The organism is Roseateles sp. SL47 (assembly GCF_026625885.1).
In the GTDB taxonomy this organism is placed as follows: domain Bacteria; phylum Pseudomonadota; class Gammaproteobacteria; order Burkholderiales; family Burkholderiaceae_C; genus Roseateles.
In genome coordinates this window covers 5511318-5537415 of the sequence record NZ_CP113068.1, presented here as the reverse complement: position 1 = coordinate 5537415, position 26098 = coordinate 5511318, and the positions used below count along the sequence as shown (strand labels likewise).

Below are 26098 nucleotides of genomic sequence, written 5' to 3'. Positions count from 1 at the left end.
TTCGGCCTCACCACCGCAGATAACGCGGCCCCAGCGCCGCGCCCAGGGCTGTTGTCATGAAGATGGCCCCGCCATGCAGCAGGCCCCAGGAGGGGAGGGGCATGTCGGGCCCATACAGCATATAGATCAGAGCGCCTTGTGCGCCAGCCAGCAGGCCTCCACCCGCACCGGCCAGGCTCAGCCGCGTTGGCGCGAGCTGACGCATGGCATGGAGCGTCGCGGCCAGGGAAGGCAGGGACAGCAGGACGATGTCGGCCACGATGGAGGTCCAGCGGGCCTCGGTGGGGAACAAGGTCAGCCGCAATTGCGGCGGTGTTGCCAGCAGGAAGGCCGTCGCACCCAGCACCATGGCGACAATGGGCAGCAGGGTCACCAGCCAGGCCTGCCGCCAGGCGGCACCGGGCCGGGCGAGCCGGTCCAGCAACTGCATGGCGCTCACAATGACCACCAGCGGGAAGAGCAGCCGCAGCCAGAAGTCGGCCGTCAGCAACAGGTCGGGCATTTCGCTGCTGAAGCCGAACAGGACCACCAGCAGCAGCGCTCCCCCGCTCAACCCGACGATCAGCGCCTGGTTCAACTGGCGGCTGACGGCGTGCCGATCCACCGGGCGGCTGTCCCGCACAAGATGGAGGATCAGGTCCTGCGTCTTCATGCAGCGCTCATCAGGTGCGCAGCCACCGCCGTGCGGCGAAGTGGTCCAGCGATGTGGGGCCCGGGCCCCAGGCCGCGATGGCAAACGCCATGGCGAACCACGTCAGATGCACCGGCCAGCCGTCCGGCACCGTCAATTGAATCACCAGCGTCATGGCCATCAGACCGAAGGCCGCCAGGCGCGTGCCCAAGCCCGCGATCAGCATGAGCGGCAGCACCACCTCGCCGCAGCCGGAGAGAAAGGCCACCACGGCCGGCGCCGGGAAGGGATAGGGGCCCCCGGGAAGATGCAGCTGGAATTCGTCGGTGAACAGCGTGATGGCGACATCATTCAGCTGCAGGAAGCCGTTCCACTTGAGCAGCCCGGACTTCAGGAAGGGCACGGCCACGGCCACGCGCAGCAGCCACTGGGCCAGCCAGGGGGCGGCGAGGAACTGCATCCAGCGGTGCAGCGTGGCCGCAGGGGCTGTGCGGAACGTCGGGCGAGTGGGGTGATTGGGGTGAATGGGCATGGGGGAGTGCCGTGACGTCGGTGAAGTCTGTGAGGCGGGGGGGCGAGTCGTTCGGGTGAATCTGGAAATGGCATTCATGAGGCGGTCTCCTGAGAGAGGGCGGCAAACACGCCGGCGTCCACCATCGCGGCCATATGGGCTCCGAGGTCGAAGTCCGGCACCGCGGTGAAAGTGGCAGAAGCGGCAGTGCCCAGCGGGGCTCCGTCAAGCAGGGCCCCCAGAAAAATCGCAGCACCGGCAGGGAGGTGGGACACCACCACCTCGTCCAGGGGGCGGGTCACCAGCGCGTCCTGCGCTTCATCCGACTCCAGCTGGGTGATGGGCCCGTTGTCTCGGTTCATCGCGAAGATCGACACGGCGGGATACGGGGAGCGGATCAAGCGCGTGGCGGGATGTGCCACCAATGTCAGATCGGGCAGTGCGCTGGGCGGAATCGCAGCCAATGAAACTGCGTCCAGCACAGCTACATCCGCCGCATGGTAGGCATCCAGCCAGGCGCGTTCGATCCGTGCGGTGTCCGCCAACCATGGCAGTTCGGCGGCGTACGGGTAGGCCGCGATGAAGTCGGGGAAGTCCCGGCCGTATTCGAACAGCAGGGGGGAGGTGGGCGGTGTGGCACGCAGGTAGAAACGGGCCATCGCCCTGAAGAAGTCGACGCCGGTGATGCGCTGCACGGCCGGATAGATCGATGCCAGCGCGTTGATCAGGCTGACGGTGACGTTGTTGCGATAGACGTTGTAGCGTTTGATGACGCCCTTGCCGGCGCAGTCACCCATCTCGGCTCTGGCGGTCACCGCCACCGGCACCGGTTGTGTCGGATCCATCAGGCCCGGTGCGAACGCGGCTGCAAAGGACGAGTCGAGTTCAGTCCTCATGACACAGCTCCATCTGCGGTTCGACGCTGTGCTCGGCTGCCGCGTCCAGGCAGTCCCGCGCCTGCTGCATCTGCGCCTTCAGCACCGGCCAGGAAGGCAGATCGCTGTCCCATTCGATGAGCGTCGCCACAGGCCCGGTGTGCTGGAGAAGTGCTGCATAAAGCGCCCAGACCTCCGGCGAGACCGCGCGGTCATGGCTGTCGATGAGCAGCGGGGCCGCTTCGTCATCCTGCTGCTCGCTGTGGCCCGCCAGATGGACCTCGCGCACGGCAGACAGCGGAAGGCCCAGCAGGTAGTCCCAGGCGCTGAAACCGTGATTCACCGCGCTGACATGGGCATTGTTGACATCCAGCAGCAGCCCGCAGCCGGTGCGTTGCACCACGGCCGTCAGGAACTGCGCTTCCGTCATGTCGGACGCGTCGAAGCGAAGGTAGGTGGAGGGGTTCTCGATCAGCAGGGCGCGCCCGATGGTGTTTTGCACCTGATCGATATGGTCACACACCCCCTGCAGCGTCTGCGCCGTGTAGGGGAGCGGCAGCAGGTCGTTGTAGAAGTGCCCGCCGTGGGAGGACCAGGCCAGGTGCTCCGACACCCACGCGGGTTGATAGCGCTGCACCAGCGCCGCGAACCGGTGCAGGTGCACGGCATCGAGCGGCCCCGGGCCGCCGATGGACATGCCCACGCCGTGGACGGACAGCGCAAAGCGTTCTCGAAGCGCCGTGAGCGCCCGGTGCGGCGGCCCGCCCGCGCCCATGTAGTTTTCCGCATGGACTTCAAAGAACGTGTTGGGAAGCCGGTCCGCCAGGATGGCCGACAGGTGCTCCGGCTTGAAGCCGGCACCGGCCAGCCGCTGGCGCGCGCCAGGTTCTGGCAGGCGCCAGCGCTCTCCCTGCTGCGACGTGGGTGATGTCGGGGGCGGCATGGGGGCTCCTGGCGGCGCGGGCGGTGGGGTCTGCGTGATCTGCGTGATCTGCGTGGAGATCAGAAGATCAGGGCTTCATCGGCGTCAGCGAGCCCATGCCGCCGCCCGGCACCTTGATCGAGGTGCAGGTGCCGCCTTGCACGAACTTCCAGGCGTTGCCCTGGAAGTCCTGCGTGGAAGAGCCCTGGCAGGTGGTGCCCGGGCCGGCGGCGCAGTCGTTCTGGCCCTTCAGGGCGACGCCATAGCACTTCTCCTTCTTGGCGGCGACGGCGGCGTCGGCTTCGGCCTTGGTCAGCGGACCAGCATGCGCCGTCGAAGCGAGCAATCCGGCGACAGCGCTGGCCAGCAGGGCGGAAGTGACAGTGAACTTGGCAGTCATGGTGTTCTCCAATGGTTGACTTGGGATGCGTCCGATGCGGACACATGGGCTAGTTCGCCGCAGCCTTCGATGGGGTTACACCACTTCAAAATTTTTTTGTACGCCGTCACGCGGCCTGCAACCCCTGCATCCGCTGAGCGAGATGGTCCAGGAAGCAGCTGATGCGGGAGGCGCGGTTTTCGAGAGGCCTGGGGGGTGAGGCGCACACCCGCTGATCGACGTCCCCTCCCTCGTCTGGCGAAAGCTTCCGTGGGTCCATGGAGAGCATGGCCAGATTCTGCAGTGCCATCACTTGGCACCGTCGGTGGCCTGCGGGCTCAAAGGCAGGCAGCACATCTGCCGCAGGCCGCCAGCATTCACTTCACTTTGGCCATCCCGGCCAATGTATGGGTCAAGTCGCAGATGCTGGTGATCCATCGAGGATCCGTGGAGCGGGTGATGGGAATCGAACCCACGTATCGAGCTTGGGAAGCTAGCGTTCTACCATTGAACTACACCCGCATCGCTGGCGATTGTAGCTGACGCCGAGGCGCTTCCGCGTGTGTCGAAAGCAGGACTTTCCAGGGGAGACGCTCCGCGGCACAAAGTCGGGGAAAAGGCCGGGAAAAGGCCGGGCAAAGGCCGGGCAAAGTCCGGGGCAAAGTCCGGGGCGACTGGCGACCCTGTGCACCAGGGGGCTGTCCGATTCATGTTGCAATGCTGAACGATTTCTGAACGTCAGCTTGCTGCGCCTGTCAATGAATCCTCCGGCCGTCTCCAGCGCTTCCCCCGGCTCCACCGTGGAGCCCCGTCACCCGCATACGGTCTGGGCCCTGCTGGCGCTGGCCTTGGGCGGGTTTTCGATCGGTACCACTGAATTCGCGGCGATGACGCTGGTGCCGTTCTTCTCGCCGGACCTGGGCATCGACGTGCCAACGGCGGGCCGGGTGATCAGCGCTTACGCCCTGGGCGTGGTGGTTGGCGCGCCGGTATTCGCCACGCTGGGGGCCCGCCTGCCGCGCCGCACCCTCTTGATCCTGCTGATGGTGGCCTTTGCCGTGGGCAACGGCTTGAGTGCCTTGGCACCCGGTTATCACGCCATGTTGCTGTTCCGCTTCGTCAGCGGTTTGCCGCATGGGGCCTATTTCGGCGTCGGCGCGCTGGTGGCAGCCTCGCTGGTGGCGCCGGAGCGCCGAGCCCAGGCGGTCAGCATGATGATGCTGGGGCTGACGGTGGCCACCATCATCGGCGTGCCGCTGGCCAATGCGTTGGGGCAATGGGTGGGTTGGCGCTGGGGCTTTGGCATTGTGGCGGTGCTGGCCTTGTGCACGGCAGGCCTGGTGGCCGCCCATGTCCCCAAGGACACCGTCCAGCCGGGGGCCAGCGCCATGCGCGAGCTGGGCGCTCTGGCGCGTCGCCAGGTCTGGCTGACGCTCGGCATCGGCGCCATTGGTTTTGGCGGCATGTTTGCGGTCTACACCTATCTGGCCTCCACGCTGATGGAAGTCACCGGCGCCCCTGCATCCTTGCTGCCGGTCGTGTTTAGCGTGTTCGGCCTGGGCATGACGGTGGGCACGCTCGTCTGCGCCTGGGCGGCGGACCGCGCGCTGATGCCCACGGTGGGTGGCATCCTGGTCTGGAGCGCCTGTTCGCTGGCCTTGTACCCGTTCGTCGCGGGCAGCCTGTGGACGCTGCTGCCGGTGGTGTTCATGATCGGCTGCAGCGGCGGTCTGGGCGCCGTGTTGCAGACCCGTCTGATGGACGTGGCCGGTGAGGCCCAAACGCTGGCCGCCGCGCTGAACCACTCGGCCTTCAATGCCGCCAATGCGCTTGGCCCCTGGCTTGGCGGCATGGCCATTGCTGCGGGTTACGGCTGGACGTCCACCGGCTGGGTGGGCGCGGCGCTAGCGCTTGGCGGATGGCTGGTGTGGCTGTGGTCGCTGGCTGACGAACGACGCACGGACGGGCTGCGGTTGTTGTCCCAGCGCTGAACCCTCCGCTTCACCTGCCCCGCACCCGCCCCTCACCCGCGCAGAACCCCGCGCTCGCACGGGATCAGGCAGGAGCGGCGATAATCCCGCCCTGCCAACGGGCCCAGCGTGGTGACGCCGCGCCGATGGTCCCCGTGCTGACCCCGGGGCGTTCCCCGTCTCCCTTGTGCGCTGAATCAATGTCCGTCCCTCCCCGGTGAGGCCTAATACGGCCCGATCCACGCCCCACGATCCACGCCCCAACAACGCCGAAGAGAGTTTTTCATGCCTGTCCACATGGCCGAATGGTTGCCACCCATGCGCTATTGGGTGCTGGCGATCTTTATCGCCTCTGCGCTGTACGCCCATTTTCGCGGCCGTGTGCGCTTCAAGCTGGCCCGCGCGCTGACGGACTTCACCGTGCTGCTCGCGCCCATCAATGCGGCGATGTATTTGTTCTCCCGGCCGCCCGCCACCCCCTATCTCAAGACCGAGGACTTCAAGGAACTCGACCTGCTGCGCGACAACTGGCAGGTGATCCGCGACGAAGCCCTGCGTCTGAATGACGAGGGCTACATCAAAGCGGCCTCCGGCTACAACGACATCGGTTTCAACTCCTTCTTCCGTACCGGCTGGAAGCGCTTCTACCTGAAGTGGTATGACCGTGAGATGGATTCGGCGCAGACCCTCTGCCCGAAGACGGTGGAACTGCTCAAGCGCATCCCGACCGTCAAGGCCGCGATGTTTGCCTCGCTGCCCCCGGGCGCCCGCCTGGTTCGCCACCGCGACCCTTATGCCGGCTCGCTGCGCTACCACCTGGGCCTGACCACGCCCAACCATCCCGACTGCTTCATCGAGGTGGATGGGGAGCGTTATCACTGGCGTGACGGGGAAGCCGTCATGTTTGATGAGACCTTCATCCACTATGCCGAGAACAGTACCGATCACCAGCGTGTGATCTTGTTCTGCGATGTGGAGCGTCCGCTGCATTTCGCGCCGATGCGCTGGCTCAACCGCTGGTTTGGCAAGGTGGTGATGACGGCGGCGGCAACGCAGAACCTGGAGTCCGAACCGATCGGCGGCCTCAACAAGTTCTTCTTCCACGCCTACAAGGTCCGGATCTTCTTCAAGGCCTTCAAGAAGCGCACCCGGCTGGGCTATTACATCGTCAAGTGGGCCCTGATCCTCGGCATCCTGGCCGCGATCTTCCTGTAAGGGAAGCACGGGCTGCCTCGCGGGGGGGGATGGTCGCCCGTCACCCCTGCGGCTCCTGCGGGTGTCAAGCGGGTCGCGTGCCGACCTCATGCAGGCCCCCTGCCGGCCTCATCCGGGACTCAAGCGGGCCTCATGCCGGCCTCATGCCGGCCTCATGCCGGCCTCATGCGGACATCAAGCAGATTGAGGCTGACCTTGCGTCACTGCCGCTTGCAGCGCCGCAGCCTGCGGCCCGAACGCATAGGCATCCATGCCCAGGCAACCGAAGGTGACTGCCTCAAAGATCCGGCGCGGCGCCGTGTCGCGCCCACCCACGCCGGCCGCCACAAACCACGGCAGCAAATGCTCATCCGTGGGGTGCATCAGCACGGCATGCGGGGCCTGGACCCGGTAGTGGCTCAGCGCGTCCCAGTCCCGCTCGCCACTGCGCGCCGCGAACCAGTCGCGAAAAGCGGCGGACTCCGGCATCTCCGCATCATGCTCGCGAGGCGTTCCTCCCCATGGGCGCTGGGTCATCAGCAGGCGCAGGTTGTGCGTGATGCTGCCAGTCGCCAGAACCAGCACCCCGTCATTCGCCAGCCCGGCCAGTTGTTCACCCAGGGCCATCAACTCGACGGGCGAAGCCATCGGTGTGAGCGCCAGCGGTAGCACCGGCACATCCGCATCCGGATACAGATAGCGCAGGGCGGTCCAGATGCCGTGGTCCAGGCCACCACGGTCCAGCACGGGCGCATTCAGCCGTTCGCTCAGTTGTTGTGCCAGGGCAGGGGCGCCCGGCGCGTCGTAACGGAGTTCATACAGCGGTTGCGGGAAGCCGCCAAAGTCATAAATCGCCTCGTGCTTGGCACCGCCCAGCAGGACCGGGCTGCGAGCCGTGGTGTGGGCGGAGACCGCCAGCACCGCCTTGGGGCGCCCCCACTCGCGGTCCAGGGTCTGGCCCAGTTGGCACAAGAAGGCGCCGGTGTCGCCCGGCTCCAGGGCCATCATGGGAGAGCCGTGTGACACGAAGAGGGCAGGCAAAGGACGGTTGATCGGCATAGTCATGGTGGTATTGCAGCGCGTGCCGCACGTGCGATCGTCAAAACCCCTTGCATGCTCTGTTCAATCCGATTGCACGTCCGCAGCACGGGCAGGCATGTCCTTCGCTACAGTCCGGGCATGACCGCGCAATCTTCGTCCCGTCCCGCTCCGCCTTCCGGTTCCTGGCCTGCCGCCGGTGCCCCATCCGCTTCGAGGCGGCCGCCATCCTTGTGGCGGCAAACCGCACTGCAGACCTGGCGCGATGCGCGCGCGGGTGAGCTGTATCTGCTGGTCCTGGCACTGATGCTGGCGGTGGCGGCGGTGTGCGCCGTGGCTTTCCTGTCGGACCGGCTGGACCGGGGCCTGCGCCGTGACGCCGGTCAACTCCTGGGCGGCGACGTGGTGCTGGCCAGTGACCAGCCCACGCCGGCACCGGTGCGGGAATTGGCCCGCAAGCACGGCATGCAGACGGTGGACAGCCTGAGCTTCCCCAGCATGGCGCGTGCGCCGGATGCGCAGGGGGGCGGCAGCCGCCTGGTGGCAGTGAAGGCTGTGGGACCCACCTATCCCTTGCGCGGCGCCCTCACGTTGGCGGATGGCAGCAAGGCGGGGGCGCCAGCGCCAGGCAGTGTGTGGGTGGACCCGGGGGTACTCAGCGCCTTGGCGGTGAAGGTGGGCGATACGGTGTTGCTGGGTGATGCCAGCCTGCGCATCGCCGGGCAGATTTCGAACGAACCAGACCGTGGTGCCGGTTTCATGAACCTGATGCCGCGGGTGATGCTGGCGCAGGCCGACCTTCCAGCGACCGGCCTGATCCAGCCTGCCAGCCGGGTGACTTATCGGTTTGGCGTGATTGGCAATGAACAGTCGGTGCGGTCCTTCACGGCCGAGGCCAAACAGGCGCTGCAAAGCCAGAACTGGCGCGGTGTCCGCCTGGAGTCGCTCGATTCGGGCCGCCCGGAAATGCGTCAGACCCTGGACCGGGCCACGAAATTCCTGAACCTGGTGGCGCTGCTGGCGGCGTTGCTGGCCGCCATTGCGGTGGCGTTGGCGGCTCGCGAGTTTGCCAACCGGCACCTGAATGACTGCGCCATGCTGCGGGTGCTGGGGCAGCCGCAGCGGCGGCTGTCCTGGGTCTTCACCCTGGAGTTCGCCATGGTCGGCGGCGTGGGCAGTGCGGTGGGGGTGCTGCTGGGTTTTCTGCTGCACTATCTGTTCATCGGGCTGCTGGCCGGTCTGATCTCGGTGGATCTGCCGGCGCCGGGCCTCTGGCCGGTGCTGCTGGGTTTTGGCATGGGCATGAGCCTGTTGCTCGGCTTTGGCCTGCCCCCTGTGCTGCAACTTGCGTCGGTGCCTCCGCTGCGGGTCATCCGGCGGGATGTCGGACGTCCCAAGGCCAGTTCCATCGTGGTGCTTGGCGCGGGCGTGCTGGGTTTTGCGGCGGTACTGACGGCCTTGTCGGCCGATTGGCGCCTGGGGCTGTTGGCCACGGGCGGCTTTGCGGTGGCACTGGCACTGTTTGCGCTGCTGGCCTGGCTGGCGGTGCTGGCCTTGCGCAAGCTGGTGCCGCAGTCCGGGGCCCCGCGCTGGCTGCTGCTGGCGACGCGTCAGGTGGCGGCCCGTCCGGCCTTTGCCGTGTTGCAGGTGGGCGCCTTGTCGCTGGGGCTGCTGGCGCTGGCGCTGCTGGTGCTGATGCGGACGGACCTGATCGACAGTTGGCGCGCGGCCACGCCGGCCAACGCGCCGGACCGATTTGTCATCAACATCCAGCCGGACCAGGGGGCGGCCTTCAAGTCCGAGCTGGAGAAGGCAGGCATCAAGGACTATGACTGGTACCCGATGATCCGGGGGCGGCTGGTCAGCATCAATGGCGAGGCGGTGCGTGCGGGCCTGTTCCAGGAAGAGCGTGCCCAGCGGCTGGTGGAGCGCGAATTCAATCTCAGCCACAGTGCCGAGTTGCCCAGCCATAACCAGCTGTCGCAAGGCCGCTGGGTGCCCGGCGAAAAGGACGGCCTGAGTGTGGAGCAGGGCCTGGCGGACCAACTGGGGCTGAAGCTGGGCGACCGTCTCGTCTTTGATATTGCCGGCACCCCGGTGGAGTCGCGCATCACCAGTCTGCGCAAGGTGGATTGGGGCTCGATGCGGGTGAACTTCTTTGTGCTGTTCCCGCAGGCGGACATGCCGGACCTGCCGCTGAGCTACATCTCCGCCTTCCGGGCGCCGGAGGGCCAGGCGGCGGCGCTGGACCGCAGCTTGGTGCGTGCTTTTCCCAACCTGACGCTGGTGGATGTCTCCGCCGAACTGCACCAGATCCAGTCGGTGCTGGAGCAGGTGAGCATGGCGGTGCAACTGCTGTTTGCGGTGGCGTTGGCGCTGGGCGTGGTGGTGCTGCTGGTGGCGGCGGTGGGATCACGCGAGGCCCGCACCCGCGAATTTGCGCTCATGCGAGCCATGGGGGCCTCCAGTGCCTTGATGGCGGCCGTCCAACGTGCCGAGCTGTTGGGGCTGGGGGCCTTGGCGGGCCTGCTGGCCGGCCTTGCTGCGCAAGCCATGGGCTGGGCGCTGACGCACTATGCGTTCGACTTTGCCTGGCAATTCAAGCCCTGGGTCCTCTTGGGCACGACGGTGGGCGGTGCACTGCTGGCGCAATTGGCTGGCTGGTGGGCCTTGCGCGGGGTCCTGAACCGTCCCGTTGTGCAAACCCTCCGCGAAGCCCAGGACTGAACGCCCCAAAAGAAAAAGCGCCCGGCAACCCGAGCGCTTTTTTATTCCAGCCCCAAGGCGCGCGAAGCGCCGCCGCCCCTCCAGCGGAGCTCGTGGATCCGGCTCTGCCGGTCCACCGAGCTCGCCCCCCTGGGGGGGCCGCCGTCAGGCGGTAGGGGGGCCATCCGTCAAGGGGTCATCCAGCGATAGAGTCCATGAGCCCCATGTCCGCGCTGCTCATGAGGCCTTCGATGTCGATGAGGATCAGCATGCGTTCGCTGACGGCGCCGATGCCCATGATGAAGCTGGTGTTGACCGCGCTGGCGCTCAGTTCCGGCGCCGGGCGAATCGCTTCACGATTCAGTTCCAGCACGTCGGACACCGAGTCCACCACCGCGCCCACCACGCGGTTCTTCACATTCAGCACGATCACCACGGTGAAGCTGTTGTATTCGGCAGTGGCGCAGCCCAGCTTCAGGCGCAGGTCCACGATCGGGACGATCACGCCACGCAGGTTCACCACACCCTTGATGAAATCAGGGGCGTTGGCGATGCGGGTCGGCTGCTCATACGAGCGGATTTCCTGCACCTTCAGAATGTCGATGCCGTACTCCTCCTGTCCCAGACGGAAGGTCAGGTACTCGCCATTGGACGGTGCGACATTGCCCGAGCCGGACTGGAGAGCCAGCGCGCCTGCTTGCACGACTTGCGTGCCGGTTTGTTGGACGATTTCCATGTTGTGACCTCGTGCGGCTGATTAAAAAGTTTCCCAGTCGCCATCTGCGGCGGCCGTGACAGCCGGCTGAGCCGGCGCAGGAGTATACGGAGCGGCCGCCTTCGGCGCGGAGGCCTTGGGTTTGGGGGCGGCGGTCGCCTTGGCTGGCGCCTTGGGCGCAGCCTTGAGCACCGGCTTGGTGACCGGCGCAGCGGCCTTGGCCACGGGCTTGGCCGGTGCCTGCGAGGCCACCGGCTTGGCAGCAGGTGCAGCGGCCGGCTTGAAGGACGGGGCAGGTGCCGGAGAGAAGGTCGGCGCCTTGGCCACAGGCTTGCTCGTCGGGGCTGGCGTCGGTGCGCTCACTGATGCGTTCACAGGCTTGCTCGCGCCACTGAACAGCGTGGACGTCGAAGCCGCTGCATGCGCATTCACGCGGAAGCGGTCCACCACCGAGCCCAGCCGCTCGGCCTGATCCTTCAGGCTTTCTGCGGCGGCGGCGCTTTCTTCCACCAGCGCCGCATTCTGCTGCGTCATCTGGTCCAGCTGGCTCACGCCCTGGTTCACCTGGCTGATGCCATCACTCTGCTCGCTCGAAGCGGCAGTGATCTCACCAATGATGTCGGTCACACGCTGCACGCTGGAGACGATGTCGCTCATCGTCGTGCCGGCTTCCTGCACCAGACGGGCGCCGGTCTCCACACGCTCGACGCTGGCGCCGATCAGTGTCTTGATCTCGCGGGCCGCTTCAGCGCTGCGCTGGGCCAGCGAACGCACTTCACCGGCCACCACGGCAAACCCACGGCCTTGCTCGCCCGCGCGGGCGGCTTCCACCGCTGCATTCAGTGCCAGGATGTTGGTCTGGAAGGCGATGCCATCAATGGTGCCGATGATGTCGCTGATGCGCTTGGAGCTGGTATTGATCTCGTCCATCGTCGAGACCACCTGGCTCACCACATCGCCGCCCTTGGCCGCCGCGCCAGAGGCGGAAGAGGCCAGTTGGTTGGCGGTGCGGGCCGAGTCGGCCGTCTGCTTCACCGTGCCGGTGAGCTGCACCAGTGACGATGCGGCTGCCTGCAGGTTCGAAGCGGTCTGTTCGGTCCGGCTGGACAGGTCCTGGTTGCCCGTGGCGATTTCCACCGAGGCGGTGCGGATCGAGTCGGCCGCCGTGCGCAACTGGCTCACCATCGCCTGCAGGGCCTGCTGCATGCGCTGCAGCGAACGCATCAGCTTGGACGCTTCATCCTGCCCATCCACCAGCGTGACCACGCGGGACAGGTCGCCCTCGGCAATGGCACCGGCCAGTGCTTCGGCTTCCACCAGCGGTGCGCAGATGCTGTGCATGTTCAGCAGCGTCAGCGGCACCACCACCACGGCGGCAAACACCAGCACCAGCACGAAGGTCCACAACACCTTGGACTGGGTGCTTTCGATGCCTTGACGCATCTCCTGCGATTCCGTGTCCAGGCGCTTGGAGAATTCGGCCACCTGGGCTTCGGCTTCCTTGACCTGGTCCTTGGCGGGCTGCAGCAGCCGGTCGGCCACGGCGGCGTGGTCGTAGGCGCCAGCTTCCAGCTGGGTCACCACGTTCGAAGCCTTGGTCGCGTAGGTGTCCAGCGCGGTCTTGAGCTTGCCCAGCAGGACCTTGTCGTTCTCGTCGCTGAGCTTGACCAGCTCGGCCAGGATACCGGCGGCCTGGGCGCGGGAGGCATCCCACTTGGCATGCCGCTCCTTCACCACCTCGGACTTTTCGTAGTTGATGATCATGTCCTTTTCATGGACACGGATCAGTCCCATCGCTCCCACGAGATTGCTGAGCAGGCGGCCTCGCTCGGACGATTTATCCAGGAACTCCTGGGTCTGCCCACGCATGGATTGCATGCCGAACAGCCCCACGCTCCCGACCACCAGCAGCAGTATCAGCACGATGGCGATGGCGCCAATCATGCGGGTCCTGATGCTGAACTGCCGAAGCAGTACACTGAAATTCATAGCTCTACCTCAAGAATGTGACAGGCGTTCTCGGTTCAATGCCGAGAACGGCGCACCAGGCTGCCCACGTCCAGGATGAGGGCCACGCGGCCGTCGCCCATGATCGTGGCACCGGACACGTCGGGTACCTTGCGATAGTTGGCTTCGAGGTTCTTCACCACCACCTGCTGCTGGCCGAGCAATTCGTCCACCAGCATGGCTACGCGGCCGCCTTCGGCTTCCACCACGACCATGATGGAGCTGACATGCTCGAAGTCGAAGCGCGGAACATTAAAGACCTGCTCCAGTTCCACCACCGGCATGAACTCGTCACGCACCTCGACCACGCGGCCGGAGCCGCCGACGGTCTTGATGGTGTCGGATTGCACCTGGAAGGACTCGACCACCGACGACAGCGGCAGGATGTAGACCTCTTCACCGACACCAACGCTCATGCCGTCCATGATGGCCAGCGTGAGCGGCAGCCGCACCGAGACCTTCATGCCGTAGCCTTCGGCGGAGTCGATCTCCACCGTGCCACCCAGCGAGGTGATGTTCTTCTTGACCACGTCCATGCCCACGCCACGGCCAGACACATCGGTGACCTGGTCGGCGGTGGAGAAGCCCGGCGCAAAGATCAGGCCCCAGACTTCCTGGTCGCTCATGGTGTCGGGTGCGTCGATGCCCTTTTCGCGGGCCTTGCGGATCAGCTTCTCGCGATTCAGGCCACGGCCGTCGTCCCGCACTTCAATGACGATCGAGCCGCCCTGGTGCGAGGCCACCAAGGTGATCGTGCCCTGTTCGGGCTTGCCCTTGGCCACACGATCGGCCGGCGATTCAATGCCGTGGTCGCAGCTGTTGCGCACCAGGTGGGTCAGGGGGTCGGTGATCTTTTCCACCAGGCCCTTGTCCAGTTCGGTGGCTTCACCCTGGGTGACCAGCTCCACCTTCTTGCCCAGCTTGGCAGCCAGATCGCGCAGCATGCGCGGGAAGCGGTTGAAGACGACCGACATCGGAATCATGCGGATCGACATCACCGATTCCTGCAGATCCCGGGTGTTGCGTTCGAGATCGGCCAGACCGGAGGCCAACTGCTGATAAAGCGCCGGGTCGAGGTTGCGGCTGTTCTGGGCCAGCATGGCCTGGGTGATCACAAGCTCGCCCACCAGGTTGATCAGCTGGTCCACCTTCTCCACCGAGACGCGCAAGGTGGATTGGTCCATGTTGGCACCGCCGGCACGCGGCGCCGCCTCGGTCTTGGCGGGCACGGCCGGCTTGACCGGCACCGGCACGCTGGACTTGGGTGCCTCGGCGGCCTTGGCTTCGGAGGCCGTGGTCGTCGGCGAGCCCGGCGAATCCTCGAAGAAGCCGTAGCCCGGATCTTCTTCTTTCTTGACTTCGTCCTTGGGGGCGCCTGGCGCCCCGTCATGGAAGCCAAAGCCGGCACTCAGCGCCAGGATCTTGACCTGCTCGCGCGAGACGTGGAAGGTGAACAGATCCAGCAGATCGTTGTCGGTGCTGCTGGTCAGAACCTTGAAGCGGCGCATGCCGTCGGCGGAGATGCCGCCGTCCAGCGGCTCGATGGTGCCCAGATCGGTGATTTCCTTGAACAGGTCCACCAGGTTGTCGGCCTGTGCGGGATTGCTCAGCGGACCCACCAGCAGCTCCAGCTGACGCACCGAGGAGGTCAGCGGGGAGGGCGAGGTCGCCGCCGCAGCGGGTGCAGGTGCCGCCACAGGAGCTGGTGCCGGGGCGGCGCGGTTGCCTTCCAGCGTGCCACCGTCCACCAGGGTGCGGATATCGCTCAGCAGGGCGCTGGTGTCGACGGCGTCGGCGCCCGAGCCTTGATGGCGGGCCAACTGCGCGCGCAGCGCGTCGCCGGATTGCAGCAGCACGTCCACCATCGGGGACGTCGGGGCCAGTTCATGGCGGCGCAGCTTGTCCAGCAGCGTTTCCATCTGGTGGGTCAGCTCGGCCACGTCGTTGAAGCCGAAAGTGGCCGCACCACCCTTGATCGAGTGGGCGCAACGGAAGATGGCATTCATCTGCTCATCGTCCGGGTTCTCGATGTCCAGGTTCAGCAGCAGCTGCTCCATGTTGTCGAGGTTTTCGCCCGCTTCTTCAAAAAAGACCTGATAGAACTGACTCAGGTCGATGCCGGCGCCCAGATTGGCGCCTTCGGAGGTCATGTCTCCCATCTATCTCTCCCCGCGCGATATCAGCGAATCACCTTGCCGATCACTTCGATCAGCTTGGCCGGGTCAAAAGGCTTGACCAACCAGCCGGTGGCGCCGGCAGCACGGCCCGCCTGCTTCATCTGATCGCTGGACTCGGTGGTCAGGATGAGGATGGGCGTTGTCTTGAACTTCGGGTTGTCCCGCAGCTTCTTGGTCAGGCTGATACCGTCCATCCGGGGCATGTTCTGGTCGGTCAGCACCAGATCAAAGTCGCGCTGGGTGGATTTTTCCCAGGCATCCTGCCCGTCCACCGCCTCCACGACATTGAAACCCGCATTCTTGAGGGTGAACGAGACCATCTGGCGCATGGAGGCCGAATCGTCTACGGCGAGGATCGAGGGCATTTTTGGTTCTCCGGATGACAAGCGGTTTTCGGTTGCAGCTTGAGATTCTTTAGGCTACAGCAGCGGTTGTATTTTTTCAGGATGTGTGTTTGCTGATGAATGTCAGAACAGCTCGATCGAGCCAGCGTCCATCTCATCCTGCGTGACCGGATTCGGTCGCAGGGGCGCAGTTTCCACCACAGTCGCCCCATCTTCGTCGTCCCCGAAAGCATCGCGGGCGAGTTGATCGGAACAATTGCGCAATCGCTGGCTGGTATGGTTGATCAGCTGCGTGGACATGTCGTGAAACTGCAGCGCGGTGACGGCTCCCGCGAGGTGCAGCATCACCTGCTGCAAGGCGTCCCGGTCCTGATCGCTGCTGGCGCGTGACATCAGCTGGTCGATCAGGCCCGAGGCCCCGAAAAAGTGGCTGGACAAGGTCTCTCCCGTGTCGTCCAGCAGCCGCTGCAGACGCTCAAGGTCGTTGTTGACCGTCATGAGATGGTCCTGCAGCTCGGCGGCGGCCAGCAACGGCATCAGGCCACTCTCAGGCTCGACCGCTGTCTCATCGATTTGCATCTTGGCTCCACATGCGATGTCCACACTTTGTGCTCACACCGACCCAACTTCGGTGTGCGGCGAGACTTTTCTTGGCTACAGGAATCTTCGGACTTTAGGGAGCATCTGTCGACGGGAGTAATTGGCCAAAGTGAGCGCAATATTTCGCTTCGTCCAACTTTCCACGCTTTCAGAACTTCCGGCCGACGACTTCCTCTCCAGGGTAAACCCAGAACTCTAAGGTTTCCAGATGTGAATGACGTCCAGTTGTCCTTTCACAGCCCAGGGAGTCGCGACAAACTTGGCATACTCGCGGCATGCCTGCTTTGCCTCTGGGCGAACGCCGCCTGCGTTTGCTGCATATCGAAGACTCCGACCTGGACCACCAACTCATCCTGGCCCAGTTGCGACGGGCCGGCTTGTCCTTCGAGATCAGCCGGCTCGACAGCTTGTCGAGCGTAGAAGCCGCCCTGGGTCAAGGGTGGGATGCCATCATTTCCGACTACAACCTGCCCGGGTTTTCGGGCTTGGTGGTCCTGGACCTGATCAAACAGCGCCAACTGGTGCTGCCTTTCATCCTCGTGTCCGGTGAAATCGGCGAGGACACGGCGGTCGCGGCCATGCGCAATGGGGCCTCGGACTATTTGCTCAAGAACAACCTGGCCCGGTTGGCGCCGGCCTTGCTGCATGCCATCGAATCCTGCGAGGCCCAGCGGGCACGGCAGGAATCCGACCGCGAGCTGATCAAATCCAAGCAGCAGCTTCATGAACTGGCCGGCCATCTGCAGACCAGTGTCGAAATGGAGCGGGCGGCGATTGCCCGCGAAATCCATGACGATGTGGGCGGATCGCTGACCGCCCTGAAATTCGACCTGGCCTGGATTGCCCGTCATAGTGATGATGCGGCCGTACAACAGCGGGTGCATTCCGCCCTGGAAACGGTCAGCAGCGCCATCGAATCCAGCCAGCGGATCATGCACAACCTGCGGCCGGCCATCCTGGAACAGGGGTTGCTGGCCGCCGTTCAGTGGCTGGCTGCCCGTTTTGAGCGGCGCACCGGCATTCCCACCGCCGTGCGCAGCGGTGAAGACATGCAGCCCCTGCCGCCCGGTGTCCCGCTGGTGGCCTATCGGACGGCGCAGGAGGCCCTCACCAATGTGTCCAAGCATGCCAATGCGGCCCGGGTGGAACTGGAGCTGAGCATGGGCGGCGGCGTGCTCACGCTGGAGGTCAAGGACAACGGCCAGGGTCTCGCCCCCGGGGATCTCGGCAAAGCCCGCAGCTTCGGCATCCGGGGCCTGCGCGAGCGTGCCGCCACCGTGGGCGGCTGGGTGGACCTGAGTTCCGGGGTGCATGGGACCAGCCTCATCCTGTCGGTGCCGCTGCGAGGCGTGGTGCATCCTTTTGACGACGATTTCACAGATGAGGACGGCCCAGGCGCGTCCGGTGCCAGCTCCCAGTCGGAGCATGACCCGTCCACCTGGGGCCAACTATGATCAAAGTCATTCTGTGCGACGACCATGCGCTGATCCGCCGGGGCATCCGCGACACGCTGGCGGATGCGCCGGACATCGAGGTGATCGGCGAAGCCGGCGACTACGGCGAACTGCGCAGCCTGATGCGTGAACTGCCGGCGGACAAGCCCTGTGATGTGCTGGTGCTGGACATCAACATGCCGGGCCGCAGTGGCCTGGATGTGCTGCATGTACTCAAGGACGAGGGCACCACGACCCGGGTGCTCATCGTTTCCATGTATCCGGAAGATCAATACGCCATCCGCGCGTTGCGTGCTGGCGCCTTTGGATATGTCAACAAGGGCGGCGACCCCCAATTGCTGGTGCAGGCGGTGCGCACGGTGGCTCAGGGCCGCAAGTACGTCACCCCGGAAATCGCCCAGATGCTGGTCGAGAGCCTGACCGCGCCTGCGCCCGAACAGGCACATCAGAAATTGTCCGATCGCGAACTGCAGACCCTGGTGATGATTGCCTCAGGGAAGCGGCTGTCGGATATTGCGGAAGAGTTGATGCTCAGCCCCAAGACGGTCAGCGTGTACCGTGCACGGGTCCTGGAGAAGCTGGGCCTGTCCAACAATTCGGAACTGACGGTGTACGCCATACGGAACGGGTTGGTCGAGAGCTGAAGCACATCACGCCAGGCAGACGGGCTAGGCAGACGGGCCAGGCAGACGGGCCAGGCAGACGGGCCAGGCAGACGGGCCTCCACAGCAGTCATGCCCGGCCTGTGATGTATTGATTTGGATCAGCGCTGCTGATCACCCCCACCCGGCGTCCTTTCGCGACGCAGGGGCCCCGTTCGTCGCATGCCGCTGTTGAATCGGCCCAGGCCTTCTCAGAATGCCTGGCATGCATGACCCGGCGTCGCCCCACTGAAGGCTTTTCAGGCGAGCGGCGCCGGTGACTGGACGTCCATCCGAGGGGGTTGTCATCGATACCGCATTGTTGAAAGAGTTGCGCATCGAGGGCGCGCAGCGTGAGGAACTCCGTTCCGGGCTGCCGGCCTGGGCCTGGATCACCGCTGGGGTGCTGCTGGTGCTGGCGCTGCTGGCCGGCGGCGGCTGGTGGTGGTGGCGAAGTGCCCAGGTGCCCGAGGTGCAGACGGCGGCCGTGCAGGCACGCTCCGGCGCGACCGGCAACGCGGTGCTGCAGGCCACCGGATATGTCACCGCCCGGCGGGCCGCGACGGTCTCCACCCAGATCACCGGCACGCTCACCGAGGTGCTGTTTGAAGAGGGGGACCGGGTGCAGAAGGGCCAGGTGCTGGCGCGGCTGGAGGACCATGCCCTGCGAGCGGCCCTGGACATGGCACGGGCTTCGGTGAAAAGTGCGCAGGCCAATATCGAGGCGGTCCGTGCGCAGTGGCTGCAGGCCCAGGCGGACCTGCGCCGCCAGGACGAACTGGCCGCCAGCGGCATGACCACCCGGCAGTCGGCAGAACAGGCACGCACCGCAGTCAACAGCTATGCCGCCCAGTTGGAAGCCCGGCGCCGGGAGGCAGAGGCGTCCATGGCTCAGGCGGCCCAGGCGCAGGTCAATTTCGACTACACCGTCGTGCGGGCGCCGTTTTCCGGCGTCATCACGGCCAAGGCGGCCCAGGTCGGTGAAATCGTGTCGCCGCTATCGGCCGGGGGCGGTTTCACCCGCACCGGCGTCGGCACCATCGTCGACATGGACTCGCTGGAGGTCGACGTCGATGTGAATGAGGCCTACATCGGTCAGGTCAAGGCGGACATGCCGGCTGAGGCGGTCCTGGACGCCTATCCGGACTGGCGCATTCCCTCACATGTGATTGCCGTGGTGCCGGCCGCCGACCGGGGCAAGGCCACGGTGAAGGTGCGGGTGGCCCTGGAGCAGAAGGACCAGCGGCTGGTACCGGACATGGGCGTGCGGGTGTCCTTCCTGGCGGGACGGGCCGAAGCGCCGACTGTTCCGCCACCGGGTGTGCTGGTGCCGCGTGCTGCGGTGGTGACCCGCAGCGAGGCGCCTGCGGCCTTTGTGGTCACCGGCACACGCGCCGAGCTGCGGCGCTTGCGCACCGGGACCCCGGTGGGCGACCAGGCCGTCGTGCTGGAGGGCCTGAAGGCGGGCGAGACGGTGGTGCTGAATCCTCCGGACACCCTGAACAGCGGCGATGCATTGCACGTGGTGCCAGCCGCGCGCTGAGCCCCGATCTCTTGAACCAAGGCGAGGAGTTCCTGTGAGCACACTGATCGACATCCGTGACCTGTCCAAGGTGTATGTCCGAGGCAAGCAGCAGGTGGAAGTCCTCCACCGCATCGACCTCAAGGTCAACCAGGGTGATTTCCTGGCCCTGATGGGGCCGTCGGGGTCTGGCAAGACCACCTTGCTGAACCTGATCGGGGGCCTGGACCGGCCGACCTCCGGCACGATCACCGTCGGCGGCGAGCGCATTGACCAGCTGAGTTCGGCGGCCCTGTCGCGCTGGCGGGCGGCGCGGGTGGGATTCGTGTTCCAGTTCTACAACCTGATGCCGATGCTGTCGGCCCAGCGCAATGTGGAGCTGCCGCTGCTGCTGACCAAGTTGTCGGCGGCTGAACGCCGCAAACGGGCCTCGATTGCACTGGCCCTGGTAGGCTTGTCCGACCGGGCCACCCACAAGCCCACCGAGTTGTCGGGCGGGCAGCAGCAGCGGGTGTCGATTGCGCGGGCGATTGTGTCGGACCCGACGCTGCTGGTCTGCGACGAACCGACGGGCGACCTGGACCGTCAGTCCGCCGAGGATGTGCTGAGCCTGCTGCAGGCCCTGAACCGTGACCAGGGCAAGACCATCGTGATGGTGACCCATGATCCGCGGGCGGCGGAACGTGCAGGCCAGGTGCTGCATCTGGACAAGGGCAGCCTTGTGGAACAGCTGGCCACCTGAGGAGCCTGCGATGAAATATCTGCATCTCATCTGGGCGGCGCTCTTCCGGCGCAAGCTTCGGACCTTCCTGACACTGGTGTCCATCATCACGGCCTTCCTGCTGTTCGGGCTGCTGGATGCCGTACGGACGTCCTTTGACCAGGCCGGGCAAAGCGCCAATGGTGCGTCGCGCTTGCAATCGGGGGCGCGCTTGTCCTTTATCCAGACGCTGCCCATGGCCCTGGGAGCGAGGATTGCGCAGGTGGACGGCGTCAAGGCCGTGACCTATGCCAACTGGTTTGGTGGTGCTTATCAGGACCCGCATAACGCGGTGTTCAGCTTTGCCGTGGCACCGAACTATGTGGACATGTATCCCGAAATGCGGGTGAGTGAGGACGCTCGCAAGGCGTTCGCCAACACCCGCACCGGGGCGCTGGTGGGGGAGCGTCTGGCCAAGCGGTTCAACTGGAAGGTGGGGGACCGCATTCCCTTGCAGTCCACCATCTATGCGGATCGCAGTGGCAACAAGAACTGGGAGTTCGAGATCGTCGGATTGATCCAGCCGACCGATAAAAAGACAGGCGGCTGGTACGACCAGATCTTTCTGCTGAACTGGAAGTACTTCGACGACACCACGCCGATCAATCAGGGGACGGTGGGTTGGTATGTCTCGCGTGTGGTTGATGTAAACCGGGCGGACCAGGTGGCCAAGGCCATCGATGCGCTGTCGGCCAATTCCGACCATGAAACCCGTACCCAGACGGAGCAGGCAGCGATGTCGAACTGGGTGAAACAGTTGGCGGACATCGGGCTGATCGTCACATCCATCATGGGCGCGGTGTTCTTCACCTTGCTGCTGCTGGCGGGCAACACCATGATGCAAGCGGTGCGCGAGCGGACCAACGAGATTGCGGTGCTCAAGACCATCGGTTTCTCGGGCCGTAGCGTGATGGCGATGGTGCTGGCCGAATCGATGCTCCTGCTGCTGATGGGCGGGGTGATCGGCCTGGCGCTGGCCAGTGTGATCGGGCCCGCAGTGAGTGCCGGCAGTGGCGGGACCTTGCGTCTGCCGGCTGCGGGGCTGGGCAGTTGGGCCATCGGCGTGGGCCTGGCGGTGGTGTTCGGGGGCATCGTGGGCGCCTTGCCGGCGTGGAACGCGATGCGGCTGAACATTGTGGACGCACTGAGGTGAGGGGCAGGCGATGAAATTCCTGAAACGATTCGGATTGGTGGTCTTCCTGATCCTGGCGCTCATGGGATGGGTGGTCCTGCCATGGGCCGGGGCACTGGCCCTGGCGGTGCTGATGGCCCTGTGGCTGATGCTGACCCGCCGTGGCGGGCAGGCACGCTCGGTGGCCAGGGTGGGCATCAGCACCTTGCCGCAGCGGCTCGGCTCGTCGGCGGTGATCGTCGTGGGCATCGCCGGAGTTGTGGGGGTGCTGGTGGCGCTGCTGGCCATGGCGGAGGGCTATGCGGAGACCCTGAAGCGCTCGGGCAGTGCAGACACGGCCATCGTGCTGCGTGGCGCCTCGGCGGCCGAAGTGGCCTCCCAACTGAGCCGCCAGGACATCATTCAGATCAGCCAGGCGCCCGGGGTGGCTCGCAGCGACAAGGGCGAGCCCCTGGTGTCCGCCGAAACGGTGGTGGCAGCCAACCTGCCGGTGAAGGGCGGAGGCAAGGATGAGGAAAGCAGTGTCCAGTTTCGGGGCGTGGGGGACGACGCTTTTCTGGTGCGGCCTCAGGTCCACCTGATCGAAGGGCGTCGCTTCCAGCCCGGTTTGCGGGAATTGATGGTGGGCAGGGGCGCCGCACGCCAATTCGACGGGCTGGTGGTGGGCAAGGAGGTCCGGCTGGGTAACCAGGTCTGGACGGTGGCGGGTGTGTTTGCCACCGGGGATGCGCTGGAATCGGAGTTGTGGGCCGATGCCACGGTGTTGGCGGATGCCTTCCGCCGGGGCAGCAGTCGCAATTCGGTGACGGTCCGGCTCACGGGCCCGGAGGCCATGACGGCGTTCAAGGAGGGCCTCGCGGCCAACCCGCAGCTGAAGGTGGATGCCACCACGACGCTGGACTTCTTCGCCAAACAATCGGAAGGCACCACCAAGATGTTGCGCATCATCGGGACGGTGGTGGGGGCCATCATGGCGGTGGGGGCGGTTTTTGGCGCGCTCAACACCATGTTTGCCGCCGTGGCGACACGGGCCCGGGAAATTGCCACGCTGCGGGCCATCGGCTTCCCGGGGCTGCCGGTGGTGGTGGCGGTGATGCTGGAGACCATGCTGCTGGCAGCGCTGGGCGGGTTGATCGGCGGTGTGGTGGCGTTTGTGCTGTTCAACGGTCACTCCGCCTCCACCTTGGCGGCGGGCTCGGTGGGCAAGCTGAGCTTCGAGCTGAAGGTGTCCGGTCAGTTGTTGTGGGAAGGGCTGAAATGGGCGCTGGCGATCGGCTTCATCGGCGGACTTTTCCCTGCCGTGCGGGCAGCGAGCGTGCCGGTGACAACGGCGCTGCGCGAGCTCTGACGCGCTGACGACGCTCCACATGGTGTCTGATCTTTCGCAGGATGGCCGGCGACTGCAATTGATGGAGCAGGGTGATGGCGGCGCGAACGGTTTGGATCGCTTCTCCTTGCCTAAAGCGCTCGGCGGTGTTGTAGTCCGCCCGATTGCGGAGCTTGCGCAGTTGGTCCGCCAGCTCTGCGAATGCGCGGGGACAAAAGGCTGGCATCGCTAGCGGGAGGGGCGATACGGAGTTCTGGCGATCGTCAGTCCGATGTGCCCGGAGGTGTGGCGAACGTGCAGGCCCTCAGCGAAGAGCGCATCCAGGAAGTTGCGATGCTCATCATGGACGGCACCGTGGCGCCTCAGCCGAGGCAGGCCGTAGACCGTGAACCAGAGGCACAGCCATCCGTCTTCCGGGTCGATGCTGACATGTGCGGTGATGGTGCGGCCCTTCATGCAGTGCTGCAACAGTCGGCCAGCGCCTTGGGCTGAAGATAGGGCTTACGGCGCAAGTACCAGGACACGAGCTGACGGAAAGCCTTTGAACCCACCGGCGCTTCGGTATGGCGGACCCAGTCGTCTGCCGGATCACGTTCCCAGAAGCCTATCTCCAGACGCTGCCGAAGCCTTCGCAACTTGCGAAGTTCCCAGGGGTCCGCCAGCGGAGATCGTGGCGTTGGCTGTACAGACGAAGACGATTTGCCCCGTGGAACGGGGGCCATCCGGGGGACTGAAGCGGTGGTACCAGAAAGTGGCCGCGCTCAAGTGAAAGCCGCGAGCAGCCGCTCCAGCGCAATCATGAAGGGCTGATGCATCAACGGCAGCGTGGCCACCAGCCCCACCAGCCCGATGCTGACGGTCAGCGGGAAGCCCACCGAAAACACGTTCAGCTGCGGAGCCACCCGGGAAATGATGCCTAGCACCAGATTGACAAAGAGCAGCATGGTGACCAGGGGGAGCGCAATCCACAGCCCCATCCGGAACACCTCCGCACCCCACACCTGCGGCTGCGCCACCCGCAGGAAACGGAACGGCTCTTCGCCCACCGGGAACGCCTGGAAGCTCTCCACCAGCGCCTGGATGAGCATCAGGTGGCCATTGATGGCAATGAACAGAAAGGCCACCATCGACCCCAGGAATCGCGAGGACGCGGTGCCCTGGGAGCCGGTCGCCGGATCGAAGAAGCCCGCAAAGTTCAACCCCATCTGCAAACCGATCAGTTCACCGGCAAACTCCAGCGAGGCAAACACCAGCCGCACCGCAAAGCCCATGGACAAGCCGATCAACAACTGCTGCGCCACCATCACCAGCAATTGCGGCAGGGAGTCGAGCGGTACCACCGGCATGGCCGGCAGCGACGGCTGGGCGGCCACGGCAATGAACAGCGCCAGGCCGATCTTCACCCGTTGCGGGACGGCCCGCTGGCTGAACACCGGCATGCCGGCAAACAGCGCGAGTGTGCGGATGAAGGGCCACAGGATCGGGTTGATCCAGGCCAGGACCTGCGCTTCACTGAAGGTCAGCATCGGGACCATGCGGCAGGGGAGGGCGGCAGTGTGGGGCGGCGGAAACCGGCTCCAGCATGGGCCGGATCAGCCCAGCGCCTGCGGAATGCTTTGCAGCGTGCGCTGGATGTATTCCACCAGGGTGGTGATCATCCACGGCCCGGCCACGGCCAGCACCAGCACCGCCGCCAGGATCTTGGGCACAAACGACAGCGTGGATTCGTTGATCTGGGTGGCCGCCTGGAACACCGACACCAGCACCCCGACCGCCAGCACGGTCAGCAGCAGTGGGGCCGCGACCAGCAGCAGCACATACAGGCCTTGCTGGCCGATGGTGAAGACTTGTTGAGCGTCCATGGCGTGATCTCGAGAATGTTCGGGAAGGGGCGGGGCGGAGCAGGTGCCACTACAGGTGCCGCTACGGGTGCCGCCCCAGGTTCCGCTACAGGTGCGGCTCCTGGGCGGCTACTGGGCGGCTACTGGGCGAAGGACGCCGCCAGCGACCCCAGCAACAGGTTCCAGCCGTCCGCCAGCACGAACAGCATCAGCTTGAAAGGCAAGGACACCAGCACCGGCGACAACATCATCATGCCCAGGCTCATCAACACACTCGACACGATCATGTCGATGACCAGGAAGGGAATGAAGATGAGGAAGGCGATCTGGAACGCGGACTTCAACTCGCTCGTGACAAACGCCGGCACCAGCACGCGGAAGGGCACGTTCTCCGGTGTGGTGTTGGCCTCCAGCTTGGCCAGCCGGGAAAACAGCGCCACGTCGGACTGGCGGGTCTGCTTGAGCATGAAGGCCCGCATCGGCACCTGCGCCCGCTCCAGCGCCACTTCGAAACCGATCTGGCCGGTGGAATAGGGCTGGTAGGCGTCGGCATAGACGCGGTCCAGCGTGGGGCTCATGACGAAAAACGTTAGAAACAGCGAGAGCCCGACAATCACCTGGTTGGGCGGCGCCGCCTGTGTGCCCAGGGCCTGCCGCATCAGCGACAGCACGATGACGATGCGGGTGAAGCCTGTCATCATCAGCAGCACGGCCGGCAGGAAGCCCAGTGCGGTGAAGAACAGCAGCGTCTGGATGGGGACCGAATAGCTGTTGCCACCGGCGCCCTGGCTGATGATCAGCGGCACGGACGCCGGAGATCCGCCCGTCTGCTGGGCATAGGCCGCCATGCTCAAGCTGCCCAGCACCGTGGCAATTAGCGCGGAGACGGCCATTGCCCTTCCGCGGCCCGGAGCCGCCGTATTGGCTGGAGCCGCTGTACTCCCTGTACTTTCTGTAGTCGCTGCCATCGGTGTCACTCCGCCAACGGTCTGCATATCAGGCAGATGGGCCATCAACATGCCTGCCGCCCAGGCTGCGCTTGAGCATCTGGGCAAAGCTGGGCTGCGCCGACTGCAAGGCCATGCCGACATCCGGTTGCGGCGGCATCACATGCAAGGTGCGAATCTGCTGGCCGGTAATGCCCAGCACCAGCCATTGACGATCTGTGTCCTGGCCGACCTCCACAATGACGATGCGCTGGCTGGGGGCAATCACCAGCTGGGCCACCGTGCGCAGATGCCCTCCCAGGGCGCCTCCGCCCAACGGCGTGCGCTTGAGCAGCCACAGCACCACTGGAATGAGCGCCAGGATGGCGAGGAACCAGAGCAGGGGAGCCAGGGAGGTGTTCATGG

General features: G+C 65.4%; 26 protein-coding genes and 1 tRNA gene. 10 read left to right on the top strand and 17 right to left on the bottom strand.

The annotated features are described in order from the left end of the window. Nucleotides 1-7: 7 nt before the first annotated feature. The 6 genes from OU995_RS24030 to OU995_RS24005 all read right to left on the bottom strand — a co-directional run bounded on the left by OU995_RS24030 (nucleotide 8) and on the right by OU995_RS24005 (nucleotide 3840). A complete protein-coding gene (locus tag OU995_RS24030) occupies nucleotides 8-652 on the bottom strand; it encodes a DUF1109 domain-containing protein (RefSeq protein WP_267832688.1) in 645 nt (214 codons plus the stop codon). A gap of 10 nt (nucleotides 653-662) precedes the next feature. After that, nucleotides 663-1091 (bottom strand): DoxX family protein, encoded by a 429-nt coding sequence (locus OU995_RS24025; protein WP_267836361.1) that lies wholly within the window; start codon nucleotides 1089-1091, stop codon nucleotides 663-665. Nucleotides 1092-1237: 146 nt separating this feature from the next. Further along, nucleotides 1238-2038, bottom strand: a complete 801-nt coding sequence (locus OU995_RS24020; RefSeq protein ID WP_267832687.1) for a DNA-binding domain-containing protein — start codon at nucleotides 2036-2038, stop codon at nucleotides 1238-1240. Continuing rightward, nucleotides 2028-2960 carry a DUF692 domain-containing protein gene (locus OU995_RS24015; RefSeq protein WP_267832686.1) on the bottom strand — a complete coding sequence of 311 codons (933 nt, stop codon included), beginning with the start codon at nucleotides 2958-2960 and terminating at the stop codon, nucleotides 2028-2030. The genes OU995_RS24020 and OU995_RS24015 overlap by 11 nt, the downstream gene beginning before the upstream one ends. Before the next feature lie 67 nt (nucleotides 2961-3027). Continuing rightward, complete coding sequence (locus tag OU995_RS24010) at nucleotides 3028-3339, bottom strand: DUF2282 domain-containing protein (RefSeq protein WP_267832685.1); 312 nt, start codon at nucleotides 3337-3339, stop codon at nucleotides 3028-3030. A gap of 427 nt (nucleotides 3340-3766) precedes the next feature. Beyond that, nucleotides 3767-3840 (bottom strand) — tRNA-Gly (locus OU995_RS24005). A gap of 236 nt (nucleotides 3841-4076) precedes the next feature. Here OU995_RS24005 and OU995_RS24000 point away from each other — a divergent pair. Together OU995_RS24000 and OU995_RS23995 are read left to right on the top strand one after the other, a co-directional pair. Further along, entirely contained in the window at nucleotides 4077-5309 is a 1233-nt protein-coding gene (locus tag OU995_RS24000; RefSeq protein WP_267832684.1) for an MFS transporter, read from the top strand. A 297-nt stretch (nucleotides 5310-5606) separates the two neighbouring features. Next, nucleotides 5607-6503, top strand: a complete 897-nt coding sequence (locus tag OU995_RS23995; protein WP_267836360.1) for an aspartyl/asparaginyl beta-hydroxylase domain-containing protein — start codon at nucleotides 5607-5609, stop codon at nucleotides 6501-6503. A 174-nt stretch (nucleotides 6504-6677) separates the two neighbouring features. On the opposite strand, the gene OU995_RS23990 is transcribed toward OU995_RS23995, so the two are convergent. After that, a complete protein-coding gene (locus tag OU995_RS23990) occupies nucleotides 6678-7547 on the bottom strand; it encodes a dioxygenase (RefSeq protein WP_267832683.1) in 870 nt (289 codons plus the stop codon). 114 nt (nucleotides 7548-7661) lie between these two features. Between OU995_RS23990 and OU995_RS23985 the strand changes: the two genes are divergently transcribed. Beyond that, nucleotides 7662-10247 (top strand): ABC transporter permease, encoded by a 2586-nt coding sequence (locus OU995_RS23985; RefSeq protein WP_267832682.1) that lies wholly within the window; start codon nucleotides 7662-7664, stop codon nucleotides 10245-10247. A 175-nt stretch (nucleotides 10248-10422) separates the two neighbouring features. On the opposite strand, the gene OU995_RS23980 is transcribed toward OU995_RS23985, so the two are convergent. The 5 genes from OU995_RS23980 to OU995_RS23960 form a co-directional block, all read right to left on the bottom strand. Continuing rightward, the gene (locus OU995_RS23980; protein WP_267832681.1) at nucleotides 10423-10962 is read right to left on the bottom strand and encodes a chemotaxis protein CheW; all 540 of its coding nucleotides are present in this window, start codon (nucleotides 10960-10962) and stop codon (nucleotides 10423-10425) included. 21 nt (nucleotides 10963-10983) lie between these two features. Continuing rightward, the gene (locus OU995_RS23975) at nucleotides 10984-12930 is read right to left on the bottom strand and encodes a methyl-accepting chemotaxis protein (RefSeq protein WP_267832680.1); all 1947 of its coding nucleotides are present in this window, start codon (nucleotides 12928-12930) and stop codon (nucleotides 10984-10986) included. Nucleotides 12931-12965: 35 nt separating this feature from the next. Then, nucleotides 12966-15107 carry a chemotaxis protein CheA gene (locus OU995_RS23970; protein ID WP_267832679.1) on the bottom strand — a complete coding sequence of 714 codons (2142 nt, stop codon included), beginning with the start codon at nucleotides 15105-15107 and terminating at the stop codon, nucleotides 12966-12968. A 20-nt stretch (nucleotides 15108-15127) separates the two neighbouring features. Beyond that, nucleotides 15128-15490 (bottom strand): response regulator, encoded by a 363-nt coding sequence (locus OU995_RS23965; RefSeq protein WP_058934514.1) that lies wholly within the window; start codon nucleotides 15488-15490, stop codon nucleotides 15128-15130. 102 nt (nucleotides 15491-15592) lie between these two features. Then, nucleotides 15593-16048, bottom strand: a complete 456-nt coding sequence (locus OU995_RS23960) for a hypothetical protein (protein ID WP_267832678.1) — start codon at nucleotides 16046-16048, stop codon at nucleotides 15593-15595. A gap of 296 nt (nucleotides 16049-16344) precedes the next feature. On the opposite strand from OU995_RS23960, the gene OU995_RS23955 reads away from it, so the two are divergent. From OU995_RS23955 to OU995_RS23925, 7 genes are all read left to right on the top strand, one after another. Further along, a complete protein-coding gene (locus OU995_RS23955; protein WP_267832677.1) occupies nucleotides 16345-17523 on the top strand; it encodes a histidine kinase in 1179 nt (392 codons plus the stop codon). Then, nucleotides 17520-18167: a response regulator transcription factor gene (locus OU995_RS23950; protein ID WP_267832676.1), complete on the top strand. Its 648-nt coding sequence runs from the start codon at nucleotides 17520-17522 to the stop codon at nucleotides 18165-18167. Before OU995_RS23955 ends, OU995_RS23950 begins: the two co-directional genes overlap by 4 nt. A gap of 316 nt (nucleotides 18168-18483) precedes the next feature. Next, a complete protein-coding gene (locus OU995_RS23945) occupies nucleotides 18484-19707 on the top strand; it encodes an efflux RND transporter periplasmic adaptor subunit (protein WP_267832675.1) in 1224 nt (407 codons plus the stop codon). A 34-nt stretch (nucleotides 19708-19741) separates the two neighbouring features. Next, nucleotides 19742-20428 (top strand): ABC transporter ATP-binding protein, encoded by a 687-nt coding sequence (locus tag OU995_RS23940; RefSeq protein WP_267832674.1) that lies wholly within the window; start codon nucleotides 19742-19744, stop codon nucleotides 20426-20428. A 10-nt stretch (nucleotides 20429-20438) separates the two neighbouring features. Beyond that, nucleotides 20439-21599, top strand: coding sequence for an ABC transporter permease (locus OU995_RS23935; protein ID WP_267832673.1), 1161 nt, complete (start codon nucleotides 20439-20441; stop codon nucleotides 21597-21599). A gap of 10 nt (nucleotides 21600-21609) precedes the next feature. Next, nucleotides 21610-22926 carry an ABC transporter permease gene (locus OU995_RS23930; protein WP_267832672.1) on the top strand — a complete coding sequence of 439 codons (1317 nt, stop codon included), beginning with the start codon at nucleotides 21610-21612 and terminating at the stop codon, nucleotides 22924-22926. 19 nt (nucleotides 22927-22945) lie between these two features. After that, nucleotides 22946-23137 carry a hypothetical protein gene (locus OU995_RS23925; RefSeq protein WP_267832671.1) on the top strand — a complete coding sequence of 64 codons (192 nt, stop codon included), beginning with the start codon at nucleotides 22946-22948 and terminating at the stop codon, nucleotides 23135-23137. Here the strand turns inward: OU995_RS23925 and OU995_RS23920 are convergent. From OU995_RS23920 to OU995_RS23900, 5 genes are all read right to left on the bottom strand, one after another. Continuing rightward, nucleotides 23134-23361 (bottom strand): hypothetical protein, encoded by a 228-nt coding sequence (locus tag OU995_RS23920; RefSeq protein ID WP_267832670.1) that lies wholly within the window; start codon nucleotides 23359-23361, stop codon nucleotides 23134-23136. The genes OU995_RS23925 and OU995_RS23920 overlap by 4 nt on opposite strands. A gap of 305 nt (nucleotides 23362-23666) precedes the next feature. After that, nucleotides 23667-24431, bottom strand: coding sequence for a flagellar biosynthetic protein FliR (gene fliR / locus OU995_RS23915; protein ID WP_267832669.1), 765 nt, complete (start codon nucleotides 24429-24431; stop codon nucleotides 23667-23669). Between the two features lie 66 nt (nucleotides 24432-24497). Further along, entirely contained in the window at nucleotides 24498-24767 is a 270-nt protein-coding gene (gene fliQ / locus OU995_RS23910) for a flagellar biosynthesis protein FliQ (protein ID WP_267832668.1), read from the bottom strand. Nucleotides 24768-24886: 119 nt separating this feature from the next. Further along, complete coding sequence (gene fliP / locus OU995_RS23905; protein ID WP_324288675.1) at nucleotides 24887-25639, bottom strand: flagellar type III secretion system pore protein FliP; 753 nt, start codon at nucleotides 25637-25639, stop codon at nucleotides 24887-24889. Nucleotides 25640-25742: 103 nt separating this feature from the next. Continuing rightward, nucleotides 25743-26096, bottom strand: a complete 354-nt coding sequence (locus OU995_RS23900) for a FliO/MopB family protein (protein WP_267832667.1) — start codon at nucleotides 26094-26096, stop codon at nucleotides 25743-25745. Nucleotides 26097-26098 lie beyond the last annotated feature (2 nt).

Bases quoted from the DNA above. Each gene is read 5' to 3' on its own strand.
- OU995_RS24030 (WP_267832688.1), bottom strand. From the start codon at position 652: ATGAAGACGCAGGACCTGATCCTCCATCTTGTGCGGGACAGCCGCCCG.
- OU995_RS24025 (WP_267836361.1), bottom strand. From the start codon at position 1,091: ATGCAGTTCCTCGCCGCCCCCTGGCTGGCCCAGTGGCTGCTGCGCGTG.
- OU995_RS24020 (WP_267832687.1), bottom strand. From the start codon at position 2,038: ATGAGGACTGAACTCGACTCGTCCTTTGCAGCCGCGTTCGCACCGGGC.
- OU995_RS24015 (WP_267832686.1), bottom strand. From the start codon at position 2,960: ATGCCGCCCCCGACATCACCCACGTCGCAGCAGGGAGAGCGCTGGCGC.
- OU995_RS24010 (WP_267832685.1), bottom strand. From the start codon at position 3,339: ATGACTGCCAAGTTCACTGTCACTTCCGCCCTGCTGGCCAGCGCTGTC.
- OU995_RS24000 (WP_267832684.1), top strand. From the start codon at position 4,077: ATGAATCCTCCGGCCGTCTCCAGCGCTTCCCCCGGCTCCACCGTGGAG.
- OU995_RS23995 (WP_267836360.1), top strand. From the start codon at position 5,607: ATGCGCTATTGGGTGCTGGCGATCTTTATCGCCTCTGCGCTGTACGCC.
- OU995_RS23990 (WP_267832683.1), bottom strand. From the start codon at position 7,547: ATGACTATGCCGATCAACCGTCCTTTGCCTGCCCTCTTCGTGTCACAC.
- OU995_RS23985 (WP_267832682.1), top strand. From the start codon at position 7,662: ATGACCGCGCAATCTTCGTCCCGTCCCGCTCCGCCTTCCGGTTCCTGG.
- OU995_RS23980 (WP_267832681.1), bottom strand. From the start codon at position 10,962: ATGGAAATCGTCCAACAAACCGGCACGCAAGTCGTGCAAGCAGGCGCG.
- OU995_RS23975 (WP_267832680.1), bottom strand. From the start codon at position 12,930: ATGAATTTCAGTGTACTGCTTCGGCAGTTCAGCATCAGGACCCGCATG.
- OU995_RS23970 (WP_267832679.1), bottom strand. From the start codon at position 15,107: ATGGGAGACATGACCTCCGAAGGCGCCAATCTGGGCGCCGGCATCGAC.
- OU995_RS23965 (WP_058934514.1), bottom strand. From the start codon at position 15,490: ATGCCCTCGATCCTCGCCGTAGACGATTCGGCCTCCATGCGCCAGATG.
- OU995_RS23960 (WP_267832678.1), bottom strand. From the start codon at position 16,048: ATGCAAATCGATGAGACAGCGGTCGAGCCTGAGAGTGGCCTGATGCCG.
- OU995_RS23955 (WP_267832677.1), top strand. From the start codon at position 16,345: ATGCCTGCTTTGCCTCTGGGCGAACGCCGCCTGCGTTTGCTGCATATC.
- OU995_RS23950 (WP_267832676.1), top strand. From the start codon at position 17,520: ATGATCAAAGTCATTCTGTGCGACGACCATGCGCTGATCCGCCGGGGC.
- OU995_RS23935 (WP_267832673.1), top strand. From the start codon at position 20,439: ATGAAATATCTGCATCTCATCTGGGCGGCGCTCTTCCGGCGCAAGCTT.
- OU995_RS23930 (WP_267832672.1), top strand. From the start codon at position 21,610: ATGAAATTCCTGAAACGATTCGGATTGGTGGTCTTCCTGATCCTGGCG.
- OU995_RS23925 (WP_267832671.1), top strand. From the start codon at position 22,946: ATGGTGTCTGATCTTTCGCAGGATGGCCGGCGACTGCAATTGATGGAG.
- OU995_RS23920 (WP_267832670.1), bottom strand. From the start codon at position 23,361: ATGAAGGGCCGCACCATCACCGCACATGTCAGCATCGACCCGGAAGAC.
- fliR (WP_267832669.1), bottom strand. From the start codon at position 24,431: ATGCTGACCTTCAGTGAAGCGCAGGTCCTGGCCTGGATCAACCCGATC.
- fliQ (WP_267832668.1), bottom strand. From the start codon at position 24,767: ATGGACGCTCAACAAGTCTTCACCATCGGCCAGCAAGGCCTGTATGTG.
- fliP (WP_324288675.1), bottom strand. From the start codon at position 25,639: ATGGCCGTCTCCGCGCTAATTGCCACGGTGCTGGGCAGCTTGAGCATG.
- OU995_RS23900 (WP_267832667.1), bottom strand. From the start codon at position 26,096: ATGAACACCTCCCTGGCTCCCCTGCTCTGGTTCCTCGCCATCCTGGCG.